Raw genomic sequence first — 23,873 nt, forward strand, 5'->3', positions numbered from 1 at the left:
TTCACAGAACAGGAGTAATTATGAGTTTTGCACATTTACATGTCCATACGGAGTACAGCCTCCTGGACGGTTCTAATAAAATCAAAGAGTGTATAGCCCGGGTAAAGGAGCTTGGCATGGACAGCGTGGCAATTACGGACCACGGCGTCATGTTCGGCGTCATAGACTTCTACCGCGCGGCAAAGGCGGCCGGAATAAAGCCGATACTAGGCTGTGAGGTGTATGTGGCGCCTGGTTCCCGGTTTGACAAGGAGGCAGGAGGCAGCGGCGAAGACAGGTATTACCATCTCGTGCTGCTGGCAGAAAATGACCTTGGATACCACAATCTGGTGAAGCTTGTGTCGAGAGGCTTCACGGAAGGCTACTATTACAAGCCCCGTGTGGATCTGGAACTGCTTCAGGAGTACCACGAGGGGATCATTGCGCTGAGTGCCTGCCTGGCGGGGGAAGTGCAGCGCAATATCATGAGGGGGATGTACAGCGAAGCAAAAGCGGCAGCGGAGCGCTACGAAGGGATATTCGGAGAAGGTAATTTCTTCCTGGAGCTGCAGGATCACGGCATGCAGGAACAGAAGATGGTAAACCAGTCGCTGCTCCGGCTTTCCCAGGAGACAGGTATCGAGCTTGTGGCTACGAACGACATCCACTATACATATGAGGACGACGTCAAGCCCCATGACATACTGCTCTGCCTCCAGACGGGAAAGAAGCTTGCGGATGAGGACCGTATGCGCTATGAAGGCGGCCAGTATTATATCAAGTCAGAGACGGAGATGCAGCAGCTGTTTCCATATGCGCTTCAGGCGCTGGAGAACACGCAGAGGATTGCAGACAGATGTAAGGTAGAGATAGAGTTTGGCGTGACGAAGCTTCCCAAATACGATGTGCCGGAAGGATACTCGTCCTGGGAATACCTGAGAAAGCTCTGCTTTGAAGGGCTTAAGCGCCATTACCCGGACGGGGAGGATGCACTGGCGGAGCGGCTCGAATATGAGCTGTCTGTCATACAGTCTATGGGATACGTGGATTATTTTCTCATCGTATGGGATTTTATCAAATATGCCAAAGACCACGACATTATCGTCGGCCCGGGCCGTGGATCTGCGGCGGGAAGCATCGTGTCATACTGTCTGGACATCACGAGCATAGACCCGATAAAGTATCAGCTTCTCTTTGAACGTTTCCTGAACCCGGAGCGTGTATCCATGCCCGATATCGATATTGACTTCTGCTTCGAGCGGAGGCAGGAGGTGATAGACTACGTGGTGGAGAAGTACGGCTCTGACCGGGTCGTACAGATCGTCACCTTCGGTACGCTGGCAGCCCGCGGCGTCATCCGGGATGTGGGGCGCGTGATGGACCTGCCGTATGCATTTGTGGACAATATCGCCAAGATGGTTCCGACAGAACTCAATATGACGCTGGAACGTGCGCTCAGTATGAATCCTGAGCTGAGGAGGGTGTATCAGGAGGACGGGCAGGTGCGGGAGCTCATCGACATGTCGAAGCGTCTGGAAGGGCTTCCCCGCCACACTTCCATGCATGCGGCCGGAGTTGTCATCAGCCAGAAGGCTGTGGATGAATATGTACCGCTGTCGCTTGGCTCCGACGGTTCTGTCACGACCCAGTTCACGATGACGACGCTGGAAGAGCTCGGCCTCCTGAAGATGGACTTTCTCGGGCTCCGGACATTGACTGTCATACAGAACGCGGCGCAGCTGGCCGGAGTGAGCAGGGGCGGGCCGCTTGATATGGACAGCATAGACTATGATGACAAGGATGTGCTGAGCTCTATCGGAACAGGACGTACAGACGGCATCTTCCAGCTGGAGAGCGGTGGGATGAAGAGCTTTATGAAGGAGCTGAAACCGCAGAGCCTGGAGGATATCATCGCGGGTATCTCCCTGTACCGTCCGGGACCGATGGACTTCATCCCCCAGTATATAAAGGGAAAGAACAATGCACAGAGCATTACGTATGACTGCCCGCAGCTGGAACCGATTCTGGCACCCACATACGGATGTATCGTCTATCAGGAACAGGTCATGCAGATTGTGCGGGACCTTGCCGGGTACACGCTTGGGCGGAGCGACCTCCTGCGCCGCGCCATGTCTAAGAAAAAGGGAGACGTGATGAAGAAAGAGCGCCAGAACTTTGTGTATGGCAATGAAGAAGAAGGCGTTCCCGGATGCATCAAAAACGGTATAGATGAGAAGACGGCCAATAAGATATATGACGAGATGATCGATTTTGCGAAGTATGCGTTCAACAAGTCCCATGCGGCTGCATACGCAGTTGTCTCTTATCAGACAGCGTGGCTTAAATATTACTATCCGGTAGAATTTATGGCGGCACTTATGACCTCCTGCATCGACAATCCCGGAAAAGTGGCGGAGTATATCTATACGTGCCGGCAGCAGATGGGAATCGAGATCATGCCGCCGGACATCAACAAAGGGCTTGGGAACTTCACAGTTGAGGACGGCCGTATCCGTTACGGCCTGGCAGCCATCAAGAGCATAGGCCGGCCGGTCATCGACGCGATTATCAAAGAGCGGGGCACAGGCGGGCCGTTCAAGACGCTCAAAGACTTCATCGAGCGCATGTCCGGGAAGGAAGTCAACAAGAGGACGCTGGAGAACTTCATCAAATCAGGGGCCTTTGACAGCCTTGGTGGGACGAGGAAGCAGTTCATGGTAATCTACGTGCAGATTCTGGACCAGGTAAACCAGGAGCGGAAGTATTCCATGACCGGACAGATGTCCTTATTCGATATGGTGGACGATGACCAGAAGGCGGAATTTGATATCCCGCTGCCGGACGTAGGCGAGTACGAGAAGGAAAACCTGCTGTCTTTTGAAAAAGAGGTACTGGGAATCTACTTAAGCGGGCATCCTATGGAAGAGTATGAGGAGAAGTGGAAGAAGAGCATTACGCGGACGACGCTGGATTTTCAGCTCGATGAAGAGACCGGGAGGACGAAGGTACATGACGGGGCAAGGGAAGTCGTAGGGGGAATCATCGCCGACAAGACGACCAAGTACACGAAGAACAACAAGACGATGGCATTCCTCACGCTGGAGGATCTGGCAGGTACCGTGGAGATTGTCGTGTTCCCGAAGGATTACGAGAAGAACCAGCAATACCTCACAGAGGAGAACAAAGTGTTCGTAAGAGGAAGAGTCTCGGAAGAGGACGAAGCGGCGAGCAAGCTTATCTGCGAGGCAGTCATCCCCTTTGAGCAGACGAAGAAGGAGCTGTGGCTCCAGTATGAAGGAAAGGCGGACTTCCTGGCACGGGAAGCGGAGCTGTATGACTTGATAAAGGAGTCTGACGGCGATGATCAGGTCGTCATATACTGTAAGGCCGAGAAGGCGGTAAAACGTCTTCCGAGAAGCAGGAATATCCATGTAGAGCCGGAGATTTTAAGCAGGTTGACGAATTACCTTGGAGAATCTTGTGTAAAAGTTATAGAAAAACCCATTGAAAACATTTCATAGATAAGGTAAAATGAACCACGAAGAAAAGATAGAATGAGAATGATCACAATACGATGGAGGAATTGAAATGGCAGACAAAGTGATTCGTACGATAGGTGTTTTGACAAGTGGCGGAGATGCCCCTGGAATGAATGCAGCTATCCGTGCAGTTGTCAGGACGGGATTAGGAAAAGACTTGAAAGTGAGAGGCATCAGAAGAGGATATCAGGGTCTTTTGAACGAAGAGATCATAGACCTGTCGGCCAGAGATGTATCCGATACCATCCAGCGCGGAGGCACTATCCTCCAGACGGCAAGATGTGAAGAGATGCGGACAGAAGAGGGACAGCAGAAGGCTGCCGCCATATGTAAGAAATACGGAATAGACGGTCTGGTAGTCATCGGCGGAGACGGCTCTTTTGCCGGAGCGCAGAAGCTGTCCAGACTGGGAATCAATACAATAGGGCTTCCGGGTACGATTGACCTGGATATCGCCTGTACGGAGTATACGATAGGGTTTGATACGGCGGTCAATACGGCGATGGAAGCGATAGACAAAGTAAGGGATACGTCCACGTCCCATGAGAGATGTTCCATCATCGAAGTGATGGGAAGGGATGCAGGCTACCTCGCGCTCTGGTGCGGAATCGCAAACGGTGCGGAACGTATCCTCATGCCGGAGGAGCACGACTATAATGAGGAAGCCATTGTCGAAGACATACAGGAGTGCAGAAAGCGCGGCAAGAAGAACTATATCATTATCAACGCGGAGGGAATCGGCGATTCTATGAATATGGCAAAGAGAATCGAAGAGGCCACCGGCATGGAGACGAGGGCGACTGTCCTTGGCCACATGCAGCGGGGCGGAAGCCCGACATGTAAAGACAGGGTATATGCGTCTATCATGGGTGCTATGGCTGTAGACCTGCTTATCCAGGGCAAGTCCAACCGTGTCGTAGGTTACAGGCACGGAGAATATCTGGACTTTGACATCGACGAGGCACTCGGCATGAAGAAGGGTATTCCGACATATCAGTATGAGATCGCGAGAGAGCTGGCACTTTAGGATATCGGTTTTCAGGACAGCAGAGACGTTCAGGATAGAGAGTTTTCTTTCACTGGATGTCTCTTTTTTCAAATAGTACAGTCAGACAGAGTACACGAACAGAGTGAAAAGAGGGATACAGATTGGTTATGAATAAAGACAGGACAGCGCCTGTAGGCGTGTTTGACTCAGGCGTGGGCGGGCTTACCGTGGCAAGGGAGATCATGCGCCAGCTGCCCGATGAGAATATCGTATATTTCGGCGATACGGCCAGAGTCCCATACGGCAGCAAGTCGAAGAATAATATTATCAGGTTCTCCCGCCAGATTCTCCGTTTTCTTGAGACGAAGGGCGTGAAAGCAATAGTCATAGCATGTAATACGGCGAGCGCCCTGGCGCTTGACGTGCTGAAGGAGGAATCTGACATTCCGGTTATCGGAGTCATCACGCCGGGAGCACGGGCGGCGGTTAAGGAGACCCGAAGCAAGAAGATAGGTGTCGTCGGGACGGAAGCTACTATCCGAAGCCATACATACTCCAAGGTCATCACGGAGATGGAGCCTGAGGCGTCGGTAATCGGCAAGCCGTGTCCGCTGTTCGTGCCGCTTGTGGAGGAAGGGTTTGCAAAGCACCATGTCACGGATGAGATCATCGAATACTACCTGGATGAGATGAAGCATTCGGATATAGACACGATGATACTCGGCTGTACCCATTATCCACTGCTGAGATCGCGCATCATGGAATACTTCGGAACAGATGTCCACATCGTAAATCCGGCCTATGAGACAGCGATGGATTTAAAAGCGCTCCTTGAAGGGCAGGGTATGGACAACGACTCGGGGAACCTTGCCAGATATGAATTCTATGTAAGCGACACGGCGGAAAAGTTCAAGCACTTTGCCAATTCCATACTGCCTTACAACGTAGAGACGATACAGCAAATCAATATAGAGGAATATTAGGTGAGATTATGACGAAAGATGTACTGTTAAGCATATCCGGCCTCCACTTTGACGCCGCGGGAGGAGAGTCGGACGAGAATGAACCGATAGAAGTGATCACTCCTGCATCTTACTATAACAAGAACGGCAAGCACTATGTCATATATGAGGAACCGGTGGAAGGCATGGCAGGCACGGTCAGGAACACGATCAAGATTACCGGAGACAGCGTGTTTGAGATTATCAAAAGCGGTCTGGCCAATGCCCACATGGTATTTGAAAAGGATAAGATCAATATGACCCAGTATGAGACACCTTACGGGGAGCTGCTCGTCGGCATCCACACGAGGAAGATAGAAGTGGATATCAGTGAAGCCAACATAGCGGTAGCCGTAAACTATGCGCTGGACATCAATGATGAGAAGGTGGCAGACTGTAATATTGACATGAACATAAAAGCATTGGAACGCTAGTCCCAATGCTTTTTATAATGTGCCGTCTTCTGATTCTTACTATCTGCCTGTAATCCGTTTAAAGAAGCCTTTTTTCTTCGGCGGTGTCTCAAGCGGCCCTCTCAGACCCTTTACACCTGTGATGTATATGCCGCTCACCGTAGCTTTCACTTCTTTTTTGACAGGGATGAGCGGAAATACCTGGGCATCGCACATCAGTGTCATGACCTTTGGCCCCACCTTGGCCTTTACGACAGGAACTTTGGACCGGCGGAGATACTTGGGGGTGCCCTCCACAACGACCGGAGGGAAACCTGCGTCCTTAAGGCGCATCTTACCCTTGTCGATGATAAGCATAGACACGGTCTGCGCCACCGCGTCAAGTTGTTCCTGCTGGGCAGCCTGTTTCTTTTCCGCTCTTTTGCCGAGAAAATATAATACAACACATGCTATAATTAATACAATTAAGATAACGAGCAGTACGATAGTTAATGTACTCATGGGGACCTCCTACAAATAGACTTTTTCACGATGTACATTGTATCATTCTTTTTGGTTAAGTGCAAGAGATTTGACATTTTAGGGTTACTTTTCTCGGCGGATGACGTTATAATAGAACACATATATTATGAGGGAGTGAAGTTATGTTACAGAATATAGCGCAAGGGGTGGGAACGACTTACTGGTGGATTCTCGACCATCTGCTGTTTATCAATATTATATTTTCCCTGCTGATCATCTTTTTTCAGCGCAGGAATCCGACCACTGTCTGGGCGTGGCTGCTCCTGCTCTACTTTGTGCCTATCCTTGGCTTCATACTGTATCTCGTTCTGGGACAGAATTTCCGCAAGGAGCGGATGTTCAAGATGAAGGAGATCGAAGGGGAGATCAAGTACGCCGTCCGGCGGCAGGAGGAGTCCATATACCGCAGGAAGCTGAGGCTGCGCGATCCGGAGCTTGAACGGTTCAAAAGCCTGATCTTGTACAACCTGAACGAAGGGGAAGCGGTGCTGACGGACAATAACGATATCCGCATCTACACAGATGGCAAAGAGAAGTTCCAGGCGCTCATGACGGAGATGGAACATGCCAGGAACTATATCCATCTGCAATACTATATCATACGCAACGATGAGCTGTGGCAGGAAATCGAGGAGGTGCTTGTCCGCAAGGCCAGGCAGGGCGTGGAAGTGAGGGTGCTTTTTGACAGCATGGGCTGCAGAAGCATGCACAACGCAGACTGGGTCAGGCTTGAGAAAGCCGGCATCGAGGTGGCGGAGTTCTTTCCGGCAGTACTCGGCAAGCTTCAGCTGCGCGTCAACTACCGTAATCACAGGAAGATTGTCGTAATCGACGGCCGGATCGGCTTCGTGGGCGGATTCAATATCGGGCGGGAATATCTTGGGCTGGACAAGAAGTTCGGCTACTGGAGAGACACGCATATCTGTATCGAAGGCTCGGCAGTCACTTCGCTGGCGGTGAGATTCGTGCTTGACTGGAACTATGCGGCAAGGGAAAATCTCTTCCTGGAGGACCGCCTCTTTGAGATACCGACATACATCCGCAATGGCCGCGACCCGGTCCAGATCATATCGAGCGGCCCGGACTCGAGGAGCCAGGAGATACGGAACAACTATCTGCGGCTCATCCATATGGCGAGAAAAAGCATCTATATCCAGACGCCCTATTTTATACCGGATGAGGATATCAGGGATGCGCTCGTCATCGCGGCCAAGTCGGGCATCGACGTGCGTATCATGATTCCTTGCAAGCCGGACCACCCGTTCGTGTACTGGGCCACCTATTCGTACGCGGGAGAGATGATTGAGGCAGGAGCAAGATGCTACACGTATGACAATGGGTTCCTACACACGAAGTGCCTCTGCGTGGACGGACTTGTAAGCTGCATCGGAACGGCCAATATGGATATCCGAAGCTTTTCCCTTAACTTCGAGGTAAACGCGGTAATCTACAGCGCCAGAACGACGGAGAAGCTTATGGAGGCTTTCGTCAACGACATACCTAAGAGTACCCTCATAACGAGAAAAGGCTACGAGCGCCGCGGGCTCGTCGTCCGTGTCAAGGAGCAGTTCTGCCGTCTCCTCTCTCCGGTATTATAACGGCGCCTCTTTAAAAAGTGAAATAAGTGTGAAAAAGGTTTCAAATTCAAAGGGAATGTGCTATAACTAATAGTGTGTGTTTCGGACAGAAGGACATAAAAGATAAAGAATCGACGAGGTGTATTTATGAAAAAGAAGTTAACTGCCGTATTGGCATTGGTATGTGCCGGTTCCATGGCACTGGCAGGATGTGCAGGAAGCAATATGATCGATACCGATGCGGTGAAGGTGGAAGGATATAAAGGTATTGAGGTACCAGAGGTTGAGAAAGCTTCCAAAGTGACGGACAAGGACGTGGAGAGTACCATCCAGTCCACGCTCGAATCTAAGGCAACACAGAAAGAGATTACTGACCGGACGGTGGAAAACGGCGATACGGTTAATATAGATTTCGTGGGAAAGATTGACGGGGAGGCGTTCGACGGCGGAAGTGCAGAAGATTATCCGCTTACGATAGGCTCCGGCGTATTTATCGATGGGTTTGAGGAAAGCGTTATCGGGCATAACGTCGGAGAGACGTATGACTGGAACGGAAAGTTCCCGGACAATTACGGCAATGCAGAGCAGGCCGGAAAAGATGTCGTATTCACGATTACGGTAAATAAGATTACGCTGGACGAAGTTCCCGAACTGAACGACAAGTTTGTAAAATCCGTGTCCAAGAAGTCTAAGACTGTAAAGGAATATAAGAAAGAAGTAAAGAAACAGCTGGAAAAAGATGCTGAGGCTGCGTACAATGATAACCTGTCATCCGCAGTGTGGGAGGCAGTGCTAGACAAATCAAAGGTCAAGAAATATCCAAAGAAAGATGTCAAAGAGATAGAGGATAACCTCATTCAGCAGTATAAAGATGCCGCAGGGTATTATGACATGGAATATGAGGCGTTCATCCAGGAGCAGATGGGAGCTTCCGTAGAGGACTTTGAAGATCAGGTGAACAAAGCGGCGAAGTCAAGCGTGAAGCAGAGCCTTGTCACGAAAGCTATCGCGGATAAAGAGAACATCAAGCTGTCAGATGACGAATACAAGAAACAGCTCAAGAAGATGGCCGAGAATTACGGCTATGCGGATGCAAAAGCGCTGAAAGAAGCGGCACCAGAAGAAGATCTGAAAGAGATGGCGCTGAATAACCTCGTAAAAGACTGGCTTGCAAAGAACTGCGTGCAGGTGGCAAAGACAGAGTCAAAAGATTCAGAAGAATAAATAACCATCGGGTTATTAATCAGTAATATAATTATGAACGTGTAAGAAGAGCCGGAACCAGGCACAAGGATGTCATGTAAAAAAACATCCCCGTACCTGATTCCGGCTCTTTTTAGTAACAGCGGCTTTCGCATCGGAGCATCTGCTGCGCACCTCCCCTCCGGCGTCCACAACTTAACTGACATGGAAAACGCAGCTTTTTGACCGTCCCGTCTCTTTCGCCTTATACAGGGCGGTATCGCTCTCTTTGATTAAGTCGTCAATCTTCTTCAGCGGATCGGTCGTGTATGCGATACCGATGCTTGCGGACAGGACTTTGAAGCAGCTATTTGTATTAAAAGCGTCCTGCAGCCCGGCAATGAGCGTATCCGCCTGTCGGATGAGCTCTTCTTCCGTCACCGGGTCTGTCCTGGCAACGAGAAATTCATCGCCGCCAAGCCTGGCAATGAGCGTACCAGGGAAACACTTCTTCAATGTCGCAGCCACCATGATGAGCGCTTCATCGCCGATCTGGTGCCCGTAAGTGTCGTTTACCATTTTAAAGTAATCTAAATCTATGTAAAGTATAGATATCTGTTCATAATTATGGTTTTCAGAGAAGCACTCATAGAAGTAGCGCCGGTTGCACAGTCCTGTCAGAAAGTCTGTATTTGAATTATTGTTCAGTTGTTCTTTGAGCAGAGACTCTTCGGTTATGTCGCGGTAGATCGTCAGTTCACCGACGATGCTCTCAAAGATATCATAAATCGGCTCATGTGTGATTTCGATGATCCGGTCCGAACCATTACACGGCAGATGAATCTCTTCCGTATCATTTTTTTGTATAGTTTCAAGACCCTTGAACATCGTATCGTACCATTCGCAGTAAGGCCTGCCGACTGCCTTCTCCCTGCTGATATTGAAATATTCCTCAAATTTCAGGTTGACGTCTACGATGATGTCATCCCCGTCTTTTACGAGTATAGCAAAGGGCATGCTGTTCAGCAGTATCTCCATCTCTGTGCTCATATTTTCCAGGACGGTGACATCATGCCCGATTCCTACCGTTCCCATGATATTCCCATCCCTGTCAAATAAGGGCGATTTGTAAGTGCGGAACTGGCGCATGCCGCTTCTGCTTTTGACAAGCTCGTTAAACTGGCACGTTTTACGTTCCCTGCGTACTATCGCCTCTGTCGCTTCACAGTCGTCCACTTCTACATCCCATATCGTGCAGTGGTCTTTGCCGGTCACGTCTCTGCGCTCTTTTCCGACAGTGTGGCAGAACACATTATTTACCTTGACGTGTATGCCGCTGTTGTCTTTAAACCAGACGAGATCTGGCATGCTGTCTATGAGCACGTCCAGATATGTGCCGGAGAGCCACAGGTCCTCTTCCAGCCTTATCCTGTCCATTAAGCGGCGGATGCGCTTCTTCAGGTAGCCTGCGCTTACAGGGCGGGGCAGCAATTCATCAGCAGCCATGTCCATATCCTGGCAGACGTCATCAGCAGGGCTGTGGATATAGAACAGATAAGAGCCTGCTTTCATTTCTTTTTTGATAGATGCCAACTTTTCCACAGGAATATCACAAATGATAATATCGCTGTCCTGCCAACCAGTCTGCATAGATGTTGTTGTATAAACGATGTAAGTAACAGGCCCTTCTTCCATGACAGATTGAATCAGAGGTTCTAAGTCAGTATGTTCAGAGAAAATAGTTATTTTACGTTCTTCTTGATACATATTAAGACCTCTCCTTTTCTGAGTCCCAATGAATCCGGGCTCTAGCCGTTCCCGTATTTTTCTTCAAATTCTTCCGGCGTGACAGGCCTTGAGATATAATACCCCTGGATGCTGTCAGCATGCATGCTGCGTACCGTGTCCAGCTCATCAGCATACTCCACGCCTTCTACACAGACAGAGATTCCGATGCTGTGGCACAGATTGATTACCGCCTGTATGAAGGAACGGTTGAAAAAATGTTCTTTATCGTTGATCAAGGAGATAAACATACGGTCAATCTTGACGATATCCGCCAATGTCTGTGAAAGCATTCCAAGAGAAGAATAGCCCGTCCCGAAATCATCCATGGCGATACATATGTCAATATCCTGCAGGCGCTGGAACGTAGTTTTCAAGGTCGGCATATCGGTCACAAAATAGCTTTCCGTCATCTCGAGTACGATGTGTCTGGCAGGAAGGTCATATTTTTTCAGCAGCTCCTCTACATAAGATACAAAGTCATCTTCAATTATCTGCACGTAGGATACATTGATATTCATGACAAAGTCAGGCCATTTGGCAATCCATTTCCTGCACGTGCAGAAAGCCTTATCAAGTACCCATTTGCCGACAGTTACGATATTTCCGCTGGATTCCAGGAGTGGTATGAATTCCGCCGGCCCTACTTTTTCCACCTTAGGCGAATGCCAGCGCAGCAGGGCTTCCGCTCCTTTCAGCCTAAGCTCCTCTGACCGGACGAGCGGCTGATACACGACAGAAAAACCTTCCATGCCGTTCATCACGCACCGCTGCAGCTCATTCGTCAGCTCCATAATGTACAGGTTGGACTGAAGAAGGCCCGGAGTAAACGCGGTGCACATGTTCTTGCCCTTCTTCTTGGATGCTTCCAGTGCGCTCATGGCGCATTTGATGAGGTCAAGGTAGTTGTCCGCATCCGTGCCGAGCATGGCTATGCCGGCTGAGATCGTGCAGTAGTAGGAGATGCCGTCAATCTCGTGTTCTTTATTGGCATAGATATGTATCTTGGAATATAAGCTATACATGTCCTCGAGCGTGGCCTCCGGACAGAAGACAGCGCCTTCGTCTCCGTCGAACCGGAAGATTTCTGCCTTATGCGGTATCATATGCTGGATATCCTGAGCAATCTTGCGAAGTACGGAATCGCCGAAGGTATGGTTTTTTAAATTGTTGATCCGCTTGAAATCATCAATCCCAAGCAAAAGGAACCCTCCCGCGGTATTGCCAAGGTTCAGATATGCTTCGATATGGTTCTTGCATTCTTCCTGGGTGAAGAGCCCGGTCGTCCGGTCCATCTTTCCCTTGCTGCCGACCGGAGTGACGACTCCTGCGAACATGGTGGGTTTGCCGCTTTCATCCCTGGACAGCAGGCCGCGGCAGCAGACCCAGATATATTCGTTCTTCTTGTTCAAAATCTGGTATTCTACATTGTGCATATCAGTATACCCTGACAGCATCTCATCGATAGAGTCATAATAACGCTTCTTGTCCTTCTCGTGTATAAGCTCACCCCAAAGAGGTATGAGCCCCGGCACGAGCCGCCCGGGCAGGTCAAAATCACGAACCATGTTCTCGGACACAAGAGCGGTATCCGTCGACATATCCACGATATAGATATAATCTTCGGTACTTTTGACGATGGCATTATAGAAAGCATCTGTATCTATATGAAATGAATCAGGTATGCGTTCATGATGTTTCATAGGTCCCTCCCTTTACACGAACAATCTTTAAATTCATTGTAGAATACCGGGTATGTTAAATCAACTAAAAGTAGCAAAAAATATACTGTTTGTGTAAAATATGGAAGCTATTCGTCGAATACTTCTATCTCCAGGTCTCCCTGGTACTTCCGCTCCATCTGGTGCCGGGCCTTCCGGTGCTCCACCGTGTCAAAGATGATAGAGAAATCATAATCCTCAGGATACAGATGGGAAGCAGCAACCTTCAGCTTCAGGCGTTTTTTGTTAATGACAAGCTTCTCTTTCTGTACCTGTACGAGTACGTTACCGCGGCTGTCCGACGGCTGAATGACGATGCCAATCTTATTGTCCGGCAGAACGGTTACACTGTCACCTCTCGTGAAGCTGCCTTCCTGTACTGCCACGGGCTTCATATGATCAACAGGCTTCAAGTGCGGGGCAGATATCCTGCGAAACGGTTCAGATACCCCATGGTCCTTAAGTTCGGCGATGATATGTTCCCCACGCGGACCGTAAGCTTCTTTGGCCGCAGCGGCCAGCATGGCTTCGGGCACACCGAGCCGCTTGGCGATATACAGTGCGCAGCTGTCGCCGGATTCACCGATGGTGAGGCGGTAGAGCGGTTTTAATGTTTCCTTGTCGAATTCCATACGGGCATTGGCGATATCGGGGTGGTGACCCGCGTATTCCTTAACCTCCGGATAGTGGGTCGTCACAAAGAACAAGGCGCCGCTTTTGCGCAGCTCTTCCAGTATAGAGATGGCAATCCCCATGCCCTCGGCAGGATCCGTGCCGGAACCGAGCTCATCCATGACGACAAGGCTGTCCTTTGTCACTCTTTTTAAGATATCCAGCACATTTTTGATATGCGCCGAGAAGGTGGACAGATTGTCTGCGATATTCTGCCCGTCCCCGATGTCGCACAGAATCTGGTTGTTCATTGCAACGTCGGCAGACGTACATGGTACATGGAGGCCAGCGCATGCCATGGCGCTTACGAGGGCAACGGTCTTAAGGGCGACCGTCTTCCCTCCGGTGTTCGGTCCGGTTATGACAATGCCTTTTGTGCCGCGGCCGGCCTCGAAGTCGAGCGGCACGCACGTCTCCTTTTCCAGCATCGGATGCCGTGCGCCAGTGATGGAGATATAACGGTCAAGGTTGATGGCCGGTTCTGTCGCATCCATATCAATGCTCAGCTTTGCCTTGGCAAATACAAAGTCGAGGACGGCGATGACACGTACGTCTTCTTTTAAAGCCTCCTCATGCCGGGCAATCTGCTCGAGCAGCTCGTAGAGCACCCTGCGTTCCTCGGAATCTTCCTGGATTTTCAACACTTCCAGATCTTCCCGGAGGGAAGCGACAGACTCAGGTTCAATGAACAGGGTTGCACCGGAAGATGATTTATCTACGACACTGCCGGCTACTTTCGCACGGCATTCCTTACGGACCGGAATACAGAGCCGCCCATTTCGCTGGACGATAAAAGAATCGCTGGCGCAGGCGCCGGCAGCTTTCAGCGCGCGGGAGGCCTTCTCGCTGATCTTCTCTTCTGCGTGCTGGATCTGCCGCCTGATATCCTTCAGATATCCGGAGGCATAGTCGTCCACACGTCCTGCACGGATACAGCGTTCTATATTCTCCTTCAGTTCCTCGGGAAGATACAGGTTGTCATTGTAGAAAGCAATCCGTATGTGTTGTTCCTCTCCTTTTTTCAGATAGAGCTTCAGACGGCGCACAGCATTGAGGAAAAGTCCCATCTCCTCGAGCTGTTCAGGCAGGAGCAGCTCTCCAATCACCGCCTTTTCTATAAACGCTTCGATGTGTTCCATAGCAGGAAGAGGCGGCAGTCCAAGCAGCTCAACCATATCACGTGCCTGTGTCGTCTCACGCATGTTTTTGCGCAGCTCTGACTCAGACAGGAAGGGGTGGAGGGAACGTATCCGTTCTTTGGCACGGGCGGTAAGGGCACAGTCTGCCAGTTTTCCTGTGATTTCATAATATCCGATGGTTTCTAATGATTTATTGTACATGTGAATATTCCTTTCTGTTATTAAAATAAAAGACCACAGAAGCGCATCCGCCCTCTTCAAGGCATACGGCTTCTGTGGTCCGGGAAACAGACAGGCGGAGGAAATAAAAAACACAGCCCTTACAAGCTGTGCATTCCATAGCATCCGTTCACTGTCTATATAAACATGAAAGCGTATGAATGTGTATCGTAAGGCGGATATACCGGTCGTTTCGGACGCACCGGTATAAAGAGTACAATAGCCCAAAAGCCAGGGTACTCCGACAACGTATTTATTTCGCTGTATATCCCTTCACTGACACAATTAACATACACTACCTCATTCATTGATTATTCTATGATATAACGGGTTCATTATAACATATGGGATAAAGTTGTCAACCGGAAAAGTGGTTTTACATAATATTGGCATGCAATTACAGAAGATTGGGGCATAGCAAGTCATACTCGTTCGCCCCCCTGCATAGATTGTAAAAACAAATTGTGCAGGGGTTATTTATATGAAAGATTATATTCAGGAACGAGCAGTAGAGATTGCGTACTATATCATTGAGCACCAGGCCACGGTGCGGCAGACGGCAAAGCAGTTTGGCGTTAGCAAATCCACCATACATAAGGATGTGACAGAGCGCCTTCTGCAGATCAATCCGGCTCTGGCCAACCAGGCGCGCAAGGTGCTGGACATGAACAAGTCTGAGCGCCATATCCGCGGCGGGATGGCTACGCGTGAAAAGTATCTGCATAGCCGCCACGATGAGGGACAATGCGTTCATAGTGAAAGTATGGTATAATACATACATATACTGAAACGGGCTTGTATACGAATGAAGGAGATACAGAATTGAGAAGAACAGGAACGTCTGCATCTGTAATTCTGATCTGTCTGCTTGTGGTGGCTCTTGCGGCAGGCAGTATTACGGGATGTAAAAAGGAAGAAAAAGCAGAAACGAAGGAGAAGGCAGAGCTTGTCCTCTGGCATTACTGGGACCTTCCGCATCAAAGGAGAACGCTGGAAGCGCTTGTAGACGACTATAATCAATCCCAGGATGACGTCCGGGTTAAGACAAGGTATATACCTGACGCGGACTTCAAGAAAGAGCTTGCGCTAAGTATGGCGGACGGTAATACGCCGGACATCGCGCTCGTTGATTCCGTCGATTTCCAGTTTTTTAATTCTATGCAGCCGTTCGTGGATCTGACGGATGACATAGAAGAGCTCGGGCAGTATCTGCCGGCGGCGGTGGAGCCGTGTACGGCAGAGGGGCGCACGCTCGGGCTTCCTGCGGGACTTAACTGTACCGCACTGTTTTATAACGCAGATATGTTTGAAGCAGCAGGCCTGTCCGTTCCCGGAACCTGGGAAGCATTCTACGATGCAGCACGTCTGCTTACGACGGATGATATCTGCGGATACGCCCAGATTGCACTCAAGGGTGAGGAGAGTCTGTACGCATTCCTTCCGATTCTATGGTCTATGGGAGGAGATGTGGATGCGATAGATTCTCCGGAGAGCAGACAGGCTTTTGAACTTCTTAGGAAGATGGCCCGCAGCGGTTATCTCGGCAAAGAGAGCATCAGCCTGACCGGATCAGATCTGGCAGGGCAGTTCGCGGACGGAAAGGTGGCAATGATGTTCAACAGCATCATGATGGCTGATCATATACGCGAACGGAATCCAGAGCTGGATTTTGGGATGACATATCTTCCGTCGGACGGTGAGAGAGTATCTGCGGTTGGCGGAGAGATTTTCGGCGTGATGGAGGGGGATAATGAAAAGGCTTCTGTTGCGTTTTTAAGATATATAAGTGAGGTGGACAGGCTTTCCTCCTATATAGACGGGCTGGGGCTTCTGGCACCAAGGAAGGATGTCATGGACAGGCAGTTCGCCGGCGACGCGCTTCTGCGCGAGGGTGCCGATATCTTCAAGACAGCCAGGATGCGGGAAATCAGTCCGGAATGGCCCCGCGTATCCGCCGTCATTGCAGAGGCCATCGATGAGGCCATCGCTGGCGGCAAGAGCGTAGAAACGATATTGGATGAAACGAGCGGCGCCATCCGGGGTATCAGGGAGGGTGCGCGATGAAGAGAGAGAGAACGCTGCGCCAGAAGCTGACCCCGTTCTTCTTCCTGGCGGTAGCCATACCAATCATCATATTTGCCTGCCTGTCGATGTACAGGCTGGAACGGAGCATACGGGCAAGCCTGGACAGGCAGATAGCCGGCAACATGAATAAGGCGGACCAGTGTCTGGACATGGTGCTCGACAAATACGGCACGCTGCTCTATGACCTGTGTACGGATGATGAAGTAATCTCCCTTGTGGAGGAAATCAACCGGAACCAGGACGGGCTGGAGGTAAACAGCAATTATCTGCGGCGTGAACTGAGCCATATCTGCAACCGCAACAGAGGTATCGAGGGCATTACGGTCATCACGGCAGAGGGAAGGACGATCTATTATGACCATCTGTCTGCCTCGTCTGCAGGCAGTTCGTGGGCGTCGGAGGTCACAGCCCCCGCTGTCACGGAAGGGCCGGTGTACGAAGGGATAACGGAGCCGGTCACTTCAGGTAAGGAGAGCGTTTATATGCTGCGCATAGCACGGCGGCTCGTGGATTACGAGGATATCCACAAAGAAGTCGGAACGGTCGTCATGAGCATGAATGAGGATCTGCTCACAGAAGCGCTGGATGCGTGGGACATTGCGGAAAACTATCTTGTACACGACAATCTTATCATCAGCGCACCAGACAATAATGACATCGGAAAAACTATAGATGAGATCAAGAAGGAAGAATATGAATATACGTCAGTGGTAAATGAAAGGACCGGTTTTACGATATACAACCGGCAGTCGCTGAAGGCATACCATGACACGTTTTATGAGCAGGGAATCTTCTGGCTGCTCATAACCGCGGCGGCGGTCGGCATCGTATTCGTACTCGTCTATGTGCTTACGAGGCCGTACCTGAAAGAAATCGACACGATTGCAGATGCCATGAATGAGGTGGAACAGGGCAATTTCAGAACAGAGGTGGCGGTCAATGATAAGATGCCGGTTGAGATACGTAAAATCTGCAACGGCTTTAATGAGATGGTAAAGCACATCGAGATGCTGATTGAGCAGGTGAAAGCGGCAATTCTGGAACAGAAGAATGCGGAGCTGTCCGCACTGGAGGCCCAGATTGATCCACATTTCCTCTATAATACGCTGGACACCATCAACTGGAAGGCGATTGAAAGAGGCGAATTTGAAATCAGCGAGATGGTTGGCGCGCTGGCGGATATCCTGAGGTACACGGTAAAAAATGCCGGTGGCGAGACGTCTATGGAGCAGGAGCTGTACTGGCTGCGCCAGTATATCATACTGCAGAGCGCCAAGGCAGGCAAAGAGATACTCGTCCGGCTGGATGTACCGGACAGCCTGAGAGGATGCCGCATACATAAGCTGCTGCTGCAGCCTTTTGTGGAAAATGCCATCAAGCACGGAATGAAGCGCAAAGAAGGGGAGTGCAGGATTGACATCTCCATGCACGGTACGGAACATCAGATACACATCATTATAACGGACAATGGAACCGGAATGGACACTTCCACGCTTGCAAGGCTCAACTCACAAGAATTTGAAAACGATACGGAATATGCCAGCAACCATCTTGGAATCACGAACGTCAGAAAGCGGCTCAGGCTATATTACGGGGAGCAGGCAGATGTCTATTTTGAAAGCAGGCCTGGCTCCTATACGAAGGTACATCTGTTTATTCCGGCGGTACCCGCCGGGGAAGGAGGAACACGGGCATGAGAATTGTAGTGGTAGAAGACGAGGCGCCAATCAGGAACGGCATGAGCAGGCTGCTGGAGAAGATTAATCCCGAATATGAGCTTGCGGGTACGGCAGAAAACGGATTGCAGGGGCTGGAGCTGATTGAGCGGGTAAAACCTGATCTCGTCATCATGGATATACATATGCCGGATATGGACGGGCTTACGATGCTTGCCAAAGTCCGGGAAAAGGGGATGAACTGCAAAGCCATGGTCTTGTCTGCATATTCTGACTTCTCTTATGCCAAGATAGCGATTGAGCTTGGAATTGAGAACTATCTGCTTAAGCCGATCAAGATACCGGAGCTGAAGCGGGCGCTGGAACAGGTGGAGAAAACGCTCATAGAGCAGCAGAGCAAGGAGGAGTTCTTCACGCTGGAAAATATATTTTACCGCAGCGCGACGGGGCAGTTTAGATCTGACAGACAGACGGATATCACATTGGAAGAACACTTCCGTATCGCACCGGATGAGGAGATTACGATTCTGCTCGTCAAGCTCGGCGGCTGCTACGCCGTCTACCATGATACGGTCCGGTCGCTGCTGGAAGAGACGGGAATCCATAAGGGGACGTTCTCTTCCTGCCTGCTGGAATTTGAGGAGAGAGAAAGCGTCATCATGCTCCTCTATAAGCTGGAGGACAGGGAGGAGCTGCGGCAGTATTTTCAAAAAACTGTCATGCCCATGCTCTGCGGACAGGTTAAGGGCAGCATCACTGCCGTCTGGCAGTCATGCGAAGGTCTGGCGGAAGTGAATCCGACACTGGCGAAGATGAGGGAAGCCCTGGAATGGAATCTCGTCTTTGGGCGGGAAACGCTCATAAGCGAAATGCGGATAGGCCAGACGGAACCTGTGCCGGTCAAGTATCCGATGGACATAGAGACACAGGCCAGACAGGCGGTCGTCTCTAACAACAAGGTGGAGTTTGACGCCTGCACGAAGCGGCTCAGAGAATACTTCCTGGCGGCTATCCACTTTCCAAAAGAGATTAAGGAAGCCTGTATCCGTTACTGCATGGCAGTGTATCATACCGCCAAGGAGGCGGGCAAGGTGTCGGAGGACATATCGACCCAGGATATCATGAACAGGATTACTCGCGCTTATACGTGGGAACAGATAGGTGAGGCATACCGCCAGTTCTTTGAAGGGCTCAGGTTCCACCGGGAAGAGGAGGCCACAAGCCTTATGGTGCAGCGTGCGGCGCAGCTCATACAGGAATACTATAACCAGGGGATCACGCTGGAAGAGATTGCACGTAAGCTGTGCGTTTCGGAGGAATACTTAAGCGCCCAGTTTAAAAAAGAGACGGGCAGGACATTTACAGAGACAATCCGCGGATTCCGGATAGAAAAAGTGAAAGAGCTGCTTCTCCAAACACCCCTGAAGCTGAACCAGATAGCAGACCTGGCCGGCTATACGGATCCAAAATATATGAGCAAGGTATTCAAAGAAGAAGTAGGAGTGACGCCTGCGGAATACCGAAAGCTGAATAATTAAGGAAGAAAAATGTCGAAATCTGGACAAATCCTGCTAAAAATTTCCACCTTTTTGAAAAATTTCCCCCTTTTTAATGAAACAATATATGGTAACATGGCAATAATAAAATAGAACATATGGACTAGATATTGAAAAGCTTATTGAACATTCACCGTTCTGTGAGCATAGATTAAAAAGGTAAGGAGAGATTATTATGAGTAGAAAGACAGTGGTATTTGAAAGACCTGACGATGTCTTAGACTTTGTTAACAAGGTGGGCAAGTATCCTTTTGACATGGATATGAAGCGCGGCAGATTCATCGTAGACGCAAAGTCTATCTTAGGACTTATGAATCTCGGACTAAAGAATAAGATTGAGCTGCAAGTGTATCATGACAGCTGTGACGAGCTGTGGCATGACATCGAAAAATACATCGCAGCGTAATATAGCACTTGAAGGAGGAAACCCCTCGGCGTATAATATATAGTTACCGGACTGTAAATGTCTGGTAAGTATATATCTGTCCGGCAGTTTATGCCAGACAGGATGTACGGTGAGGAGTTTTTTTATTATGGAACATAAAGTAAAGACAGACAGGAGCGGATATCTTTTTGACAACAAGACGCTTCTGGCATTGATTCTTCCGCTTATCGTCGAGCAGCTTCTTGCAGTGCTCGTCGGCATGGCGGATTCTATTATGATTGCAAGCGTGGGCGAACCGGCCGTGTCGGGCGTATCTCTCGTAGACCAGATAATGGTGCTGCTCATCAACCTCTTCGGAGCACTGGCGACGGGCGGGGCGGTCGTAGCCGGACAGTACCTTGGACAGAAAAATGAAAAGCAGGCGTGCAAGGCAGCGACACAGCTTGTATGGTTCATCACGATCAGCGCGGTCGCCATAACGATAGTCGTGTACGCGTGCAAATATGTCATACTGCACGGCGTCTTCGGAAAGATTGAGCAGGACGTCATGGGCCATGCCAATACATATCTGATGATCGTGACCGCGTCCATTCCGTTCATGGCGCTGTACAACGGCGGGGCAGCTATCTTCCGGGCCATGGGCAATTCCAAGGTGTCTATGCAGGTCTCCATCGTAATGAACATAATCAATGTAACGGGAAATGCCGTGCTGATCTACGGCTTCCACAGGGGGACGGAAGGTGTTGCCATCCCGACGCTCGTGTCCCGTATCGTGGCGGCGGTGCTCATCATGGCGCTGCTTGTGAATAAGAAGAGGACGCTGCACGTTGAAAAGACGCTGCGTTACCGTCCCGACTGGCGGCTCGTCAAGAAGATATTAAGCATCGGCATCCCTAACGGGCTTGAGAACAGCATGTTCCAGCTCGGCAAGATACTCGTGCTGAGCCTCGTATCGACGTTCGGCACATATGCTATTGCTGCCAACGCGGTATCCAATGCCGTGGCGCTGTTCCAGATACTTCCGGGCATGGCGATGACACTTGCGGCTACGACGGTCATCGCGCGCTGCGTAGGTGCAGGCGACTATGAACAGGTCCGCTATTATAATAAGAAGCTCATACTGATTACCCATGTCTGCATGGTGGTGACAGTGGGGGCCATTTTCCTCATACTTGCATTCATTTTGAAAGCATACCATCTGTCAGACATAACGGCGGGAGTCACGAGGCAGATCTTGTATTTCCACGGAATCAGCGCTATCTTCATATGGCCTGTATCCTTCATTCTGCCCGCTACGTTCCGGGCATCGGGGGACGCAAAGGCCTGTATGTACATTTCCATCCTGTCCATGTGGATATTCCGTATCATCTTCAGCTATATTCTCGGCAAATACCTGGGACTTGGCGTATTCGGCATCTGGGTGGCGATGATCATCGACTGGATATTCCGCGCGGTCTGCTTTGTCATACGGTACATCCGGGGGAGCTGGAAGAAAAAAGCAATCGTATAATCGCCCAAAGTTACAGGTTACCCTTGTAAATGCAAGGGTGCTCGTATATAATTGAAAAATAGTTTAGACATAGGAGGAACTTCTTGTGAAGAGAGATTTGGTAATCGTGATAGATTTCGGCGGCCAGTACAACCAGCTTGTAGCCCGCCGCGTCAGAGAGTGCAATGTATATTGTGAAATCTATTCTTATAAAACAGAGATTGAGAAGATTAAGGAACTGGATCCGATGGGCATCATCCTGACGGGCGGTCCGAACAGCTGCTATGAGGCGGACTCGCCGACTTACAGCAGAGAGCTGTTCGAGCTCGGGATACCAGTGCTCGGCCTCTGCTACGGCGCACAGCTCATGATGCATCTGCTTGGCGGCAGGGTAGAGAGGGCGGATGTCAGGGAGTACGGTAAGACGGAAGTTATGATAGATAAGCTGGAGTCAAAAATATTTGAGGAAGTCGTTTCCCCGACCATATGCTGGATGAGCCATTTTGACTCTATCTCGAAGGCCGCGCCCGGATTCGAGGTTACGGCCCATACGGCGGACTGTCCCGTGGCCGCGGCAGAGAACGGGGCGAAGAGGCTCTATGCTATCCAGTATCACCCGGAAGTACTCCACACGGCAGAAGGCACGAAGATGCTGTCCAATTTCGTACACGGCGTGTGCGGATGCGCCGGTGACTGGAGGATGGACTCTTTCGTGGAAGAGTCTATCAGGTCTATCCGTGAAAAAGTAGGGGACGGCAAGGTGCTCTGCGCCCTCTCCGGCGGCGTGGATTCCTCTGTGGCAGCAGTCATGCTCTCCAAGGCAATCGGAAGCCAGCTCACATGCGTGTTCGTAGATCACGGCCTGCTCCGGAAAAATGAAGGCGACGAGGTAGAAGAAGTCTTCGGGCCGGAGGGCAATTATGACCTCAACTTCGTGCGCGTCAATGCACAGCAGAGATTCTACGAAAAGCTTGCCGGCGTGACAGAGCCGGAAGAGAAACGGAAGATTATCGGTGAGGAATTCATCCGCGTGTTTGAGGAGGAGGCGAAGAAAATCGGAGCTGTGGATTTCCTCGTACAGGGGACGATATACCCGGATATAGTAGAAAGCGGCCTCGGCGGAGAATCCGCCGTCATCAAATCCCATCACAACGTGGGAGGCCTGCCAGATTATGTGGATTTTAAGGAGATTATCGAGCCGCTCAGAGATCTTTTCAAGGATGAGGTCCGCAAGGCCGGGCTGGAAATGGGGATACCGGAGTACCTCGTGTTCCGCCAGCCGTTCCCGGGGCCTGGACTTGGTGTCCGCATAGTGGGAGAAGTGACGGCCGAGAAGGTGAAGATGGTCCAGGATGCGGATGCAATCTACCGGGAAGAGATTCAGAACGCCGGACTTGATAAAGGAATCGGTCAGTATTTTGCCGCACTTACAAATATGAGGAGCGTCGGGGTCATGGGCGACGAGAGAACGTATGACTATGCGGTGGCCTTACGGGCGGTGAATACGGTCGACTTCATGACAGCGGAGGCTGCGGAGATACCGTGGAGCGTGCTGCAGAAGGTGACGAGCCGGATTGTGAATGAGGTGGCGCATGTGAACCGGGTGCTGTATGATTGCACTGGGAAGCCGCCGGGGACGATAGAGTTCGAGTAAATTCTATCATCCTTTAGTGTGGTGGAATTTAAAATTTCATTAATAGGACCAGAAGAAAAAATTTGATGAAGTGCAATAGGGATGTTATAATTTTGTTATATGTTTGTAATGTAAATGGAGGTAAAATATGAATTTAACTAATGATATTAAAATAGTTCGCTCCAAAAGTCTGCTCAGTCAAGAGACATTTGCAAAAACGCTGGGAGTTTCATTTACAACTGTCAACAGAAGAGTAGCAAAAAAGCAAATTGTCAAATATAACGAAGAGACTGATAGATGACTTTTGCGAGC

General features: G+C 50.2%; 18 protein-coding genes. 14 read left to right on the forward strand and 4 right to left on the reverse strand.

Annotation, left to right across the window (positions count from 1 at the left end; all coding sequences use genetic code 11):
• The first annotated feature begins 20 nt into the window (after positions 1-20).
• The 4 genes from HJV72_RS06055 to HJV72_RS06070 all read left to right on the forward strand — a co-directional run bounded on the left by HJV72_RS06055 (position 21) and on the right by HJV72_RS06070 (position 5,941).
• Positions 21-3,500: a DNA polymerase III subunit alpha gene (locus tag HJV72_RS06055; RefSeq protein ID WP_208069521.1), complete on the forward strand. Its 3,480-nt coding sequence runs from the start codon at positions 21-23 to the stop codon at positions 3,498-3,500.
• 67 nt (positions 3,501-3,567) lie between these two features.
• Positions 3,568-4,545, forward strand: coding sequence for a 6-phosphofructokinase (gene pfkA / locus HJV72_RS06060; RefSeq protein WP_049729857.1), 978 nt, complete (start codon positions 3,568-3,570; stop codon positions 4,543-4,545).
• A gap of 128 nt (positions 4,546-4,673) precedes the next feature.
• The gene (gene murI / locus HJV72_RS06065) at positions 4,674-5,489 is read left to right on the forward strand and encodes a glutamate racemase (RefSeq protein ID WP_198146310.1); all 816 of its coding nucleotides are present in this window, start codon (positions 4,674-4,676) and stop codon (positions 5,487-5,489) included.
• A gap of 8 nt (positions 5,490-5,497) precedes the next feature.
• Positions 5,498-5,941, forward strand: coding sequence for a DUF1934 domain-containing protein (locus HJV72_RS06070; protein WP_049729859.1), 444 nt, complete (start codon positions 5,498-5,500; stop codon positions 5,939-5,941).
• A 39-nt stretch (positions 5,942-5,980) separates the two neighbouring features.
• Here the strand turns inward: HJV72_RS06070 and HJV72_RS06075 are convergent, their stop codons facing one another.
• Positions 5,981-6,421, reverse strand: a complete 441-nt coding sequence (locus tag HJV72_RS06075) for a hypothetical protein (protein WP_066572115.1) — start codon at positions 6,419-6,421, stop codon at positions 5,981-5,983.
• Between the two features lie 143 nt (positions 6,422-6,564).
• On the opposite strand from HJV72_RS06075, the gene cls reads away from it, so the two are divergent.
• Positions 6,565-8,040 (forward strand): cardiolipin synthase, encoded by a 1,476-nt coding sequence (cls, locus tag HJV72_RS06080; RefSeq protein WP_049729861.1) that lies wholly within the window; start codon positions 6,565-6,567, stop codon positions 8,038-8,040.
• Between the two features lie 126 nt (positions 8,041-8,166).
• Positions 8,167-9,243 (forward strand): trigger factor, encoded by a 1,077-nt coding sequence (gene tig, locus HJV72_RS06085; RefSeq protein ID WP_049729862.1) that lies wholly within the window; start codon positions 8,167-8,169, stop codon positions 9,241-9,243.
• Positions 9,244-9,417: 174 nt separating this feature from the next.
• On the opposite strand, the gene HJV72_RS06090 is transcribed toward tig, so the two are convergent.
• The 3 genes from HJV72_RS06090 to HJV72_RS06100 form a co-directional block, all read right to left on the reverse strand.
• Entirely contained in the window at positions 9,418-10,968 is a 1,551-nt protein-coding gene (locus HJV72_RS06090) for a sensor domain-containing diguanylate cyclase (RefSeq protein ID WP_208069524.1), read from the reverse strand.
• A 41-nt stretch (positions 10,969-11,009) separates the two neighbouring features.
• The gene (locus HJV72_RS06095) at positions 11,010-12,689 is read right to left on the reverse strand and encodes a bifunctional diguanylate cyclase/phosphodiesterase (protein WP_208069525.1); all 1,680 of its coding nucleotides are present in this window, start codon (positions 12,687-12,689) and stop codon (positions 11,010-11,012) included.
• Between the two features lie 107 nt (positions 12,690-12,796).
• Positions 12,797-14,719 carry an endonuclease MutS2 gene (locus HJV72_RS06100; protein WP_208069527.1) on the reverse strand — a complete coding sequence of 641 codons (1,923 nt, stop codon included), beginning with the start codon at positions 14,717-14,719 and terminating at the stop codon, positions 12,797-12,799.
• A 499-nt stretch (positions 14,720-15,218) separates the two neighbouring features.
• Here HJV72_RS06100 and spoIIID point away from each other — a divergent pair, with 499 nt between their 5' ends.
• The 8 genes from spoIIID (at position 15,219) to HJV72_RS06140 (ending at position 23,862) form a co-directional block, all read left to right on the forward strand.
• The gene (gene spoIIID, locus HJV72_RS06105; protein ID WP_006444879.1) at positions 15,219-15,509 is read left to right on the forward strand and encodes a sporulation transcriptional regulator SpoIIID; all 291 of its coding nucleotides are present in this window, start codon (positions 15,219-15,221) and stop codon (positions 15,507-15,509) included.
• A 50-nt stretch (positions 15,510-15,559) separates the two neighbouring features.
• Positions 15,560-16,801, forward strand: coding sequence for an ABC transporter substrate-binding protein (locus HJV72_RS06110; protein WP_243765537.1), 1,242 nt, complete (start codon positions 15,560-15,562; stop codon positions 16,799-16,801).
• Complete coding sequence (locus HJV72_RS06115) at positions 16,798-18,519, forward strand: sensor histidine kinase (RefSeq protein WP_049729866.1); 1,722 nt, start codon at positions 16,798-16,800, stop codon at positions 18,517-18,519. The genes HJV72_RS06110 and HJV72_RS06115 overlap by 4 nt, the downstream gene beginning before the upstream one ends.
• Positions 18,516-20,036 (forward strand): response regulator transcription factor, encoded by a 1,521-nt coding sequence (locus HJV72_RS06120; RefSeq protein WP_208069531.1) that lies wholly within the window; start codon positions 18,516-18,518, stop codon positions 20,034-20,036. Before HJV72_RS06115 ends, HJV72_RS06120 begins: the two co-directional genes overlap by 4 nt.
• A gap of 193 nt (positions 20,037-20,229) precedes the next feature.
• On the forward strand, positions 20,230-20,460 hold the full coding sequence (locus HJV72_RS06125) for an HPr family phosphocarrier protein (RefSeq protein ID WP_049729868.1): 231 nt from the start codon (positions 20,230-20,232) through the stop codon (positions 20,458-20,460).
• Positions 20,461-20,587: 127 nt separating this feature from the next.
• Positions 20,588-21,949, forward strand: coding sequence for an MATE family efflux transporter (locus tag HJV72_RS06130; protein ID WP_208069533.1), 1,362 nt, complete (start codon positions 20,588-20,590; stop codon positions 21,947-21,949).
• An 85-nt stretch (positions 21,950-22,034) separates the two neighbouring features.
• Positions 22,035-23,582, forward strand: coding sequence for a glutamine-hydrolyzing GMP synthase (guaA, locus tag HJV72_RS06135; RefSeq protein WP_208069534.1), 1,548 nt, complete (start codon positions 22,035-22,037; stop codon positions 23,580-23,582).
• A 127-nt stretch (positions 23,583-23,709) separates the two neighbouring features.
• Positions 23,710-23,862: a hypothetical protein gene (locus HJV72_RS06140; RefSeq protein WP_208069536.1), complete on the forward strand. Its 153-nt coding sequence runs from the start codon at positions 23,710-23,712 to the stop codon at positions 23,860-23,862.
• Positions 23,863-23,873: the final 11 nt, after the last annotated feature.

The sequence above is a fragment of the Extibacter sp. GGCC_0201 genome (assembly GCF_017566055.1).
GTDB lineage: Bacteria > Bacillota > Clostridia > Lachnospirales > Lachnospiraceae > Extibacter.

What these genes read in the sequence shown, in the direction of transcription:
- HJV72_RS06055 (WP_208069521.1), top strand. Translation starts at nt 21, where the DNA reads ATGAGTTTTGCACATTTACATGTCCATACGGAGTACAGCCTCCTGGAC.
- pfkA (WP_049729857.1), top strand. Translation starts at nt 3,568, where the DNA reads ATGGCAGACAAAGTGATTCGTACGATAGGTGTTTTGACAAGTGGCGGA.
- murI (WP_198146310.1), top strand. Translation starts at nt 4,674, where the DNA reads ATGAATAAAGACAGGACAGCGCCTGTAGGCGTGTTTGACTCAGGCGTG.
- HJV72_RS06070 (WP_049729859.1), top strand. Translation starts at nt 5,498, where the DNA reads ATGACGAAAGATGTACTGTTAAGCATATCCGGCCTCCACTTTGACGCC.
- HJV72_RS06075 (WP_066572115.1), bottom strand. Translation starts at nt 6,421, where the DNA reads ATGAGTACATTAACTATCGTACTGCTCGTTATCTTAATTGTATTAATT.
- cls (WP_049729861.1), top strand. Translation starts at nt 6,565, where the DNA reads ATGTTACAGAATATAGCGCAAGGGGTGGGAACGACTTACTGGTGGATT.
- tig (WP_049729862.1), top strand. Translation starts at nt 8,167, where the DNA reads ATGAAAAAGAAGTTAACTGCCGTATTGGCATTGGTATGTGCCGGTTCC.
- HJV72_RS06090 (WP_208069524.1), bottom strand. Translation starts at nt 10,968, where the DNA reads ATGTATCAAGAAGAACGTAAAATAACTATTTTCTCTGAACATACTGAC.
- HJV72_RS06095 (WP_208069525.1), bottom strand. Translation starts at nt 12,689, where the DNA reads ATGAAACATCATGAACGCATACCTGATTCATTTCATATAGATACAGAT.
- HJV72_RS06100 (WP_208069527.1), bottom strand. Translation starts at nt 14,719, where the DNA reads ATGTACAATAAATCATTAGAAACCATCGGATATTATGAAATCACAGGA.
- spoIIID (WP_006444879.1), top strand. Translation starts at nt 15,219, where the DNA reads ATGAAAGATTATATTCAGGAACGAGCAGTAGAGATTGCGTACTATATC.
- HJV72_RS06115 (WP_049729866.1), top strand. Translation starts at nt 16,798, where the DNA reads ATGAAGAGAGAGAGAACGCTGCGCCAGAAGCTGACCCCGTTCTTCTTC.
- HJV72_RS06120 (WP_208069531.1), top strand. Translation starts at nt 18,516, where the DNA reads ATGAGAATTGTAGTGGTAGAAGACGAGGCGCCAATCAGGAACGGCATG.
- HJV72_RS06125 (WP_049729868.1), top strand. Translation starts at nt 20,230, where the DNA reads ATGAGTAGAAAGACAGTGGTATTTGAAAGACCTGACGATGTCTTAGAC.
- HJV72_RS06130 (WP_208069533.1), top strand. Translation starts at nt 20,588, where the DNA reads ATGGAACATAAAGTAAAGACAGACAGGAGCGGATATCTTTTTGACAAC.
- HJV72_RS06140 (WP_208069536.1), top strand. Translation starts at nt 23,710, where the DNA reads ATGAATTTAACTAATGATATTAAAATAGTTCGCTCCAAAAGTCTGCTC.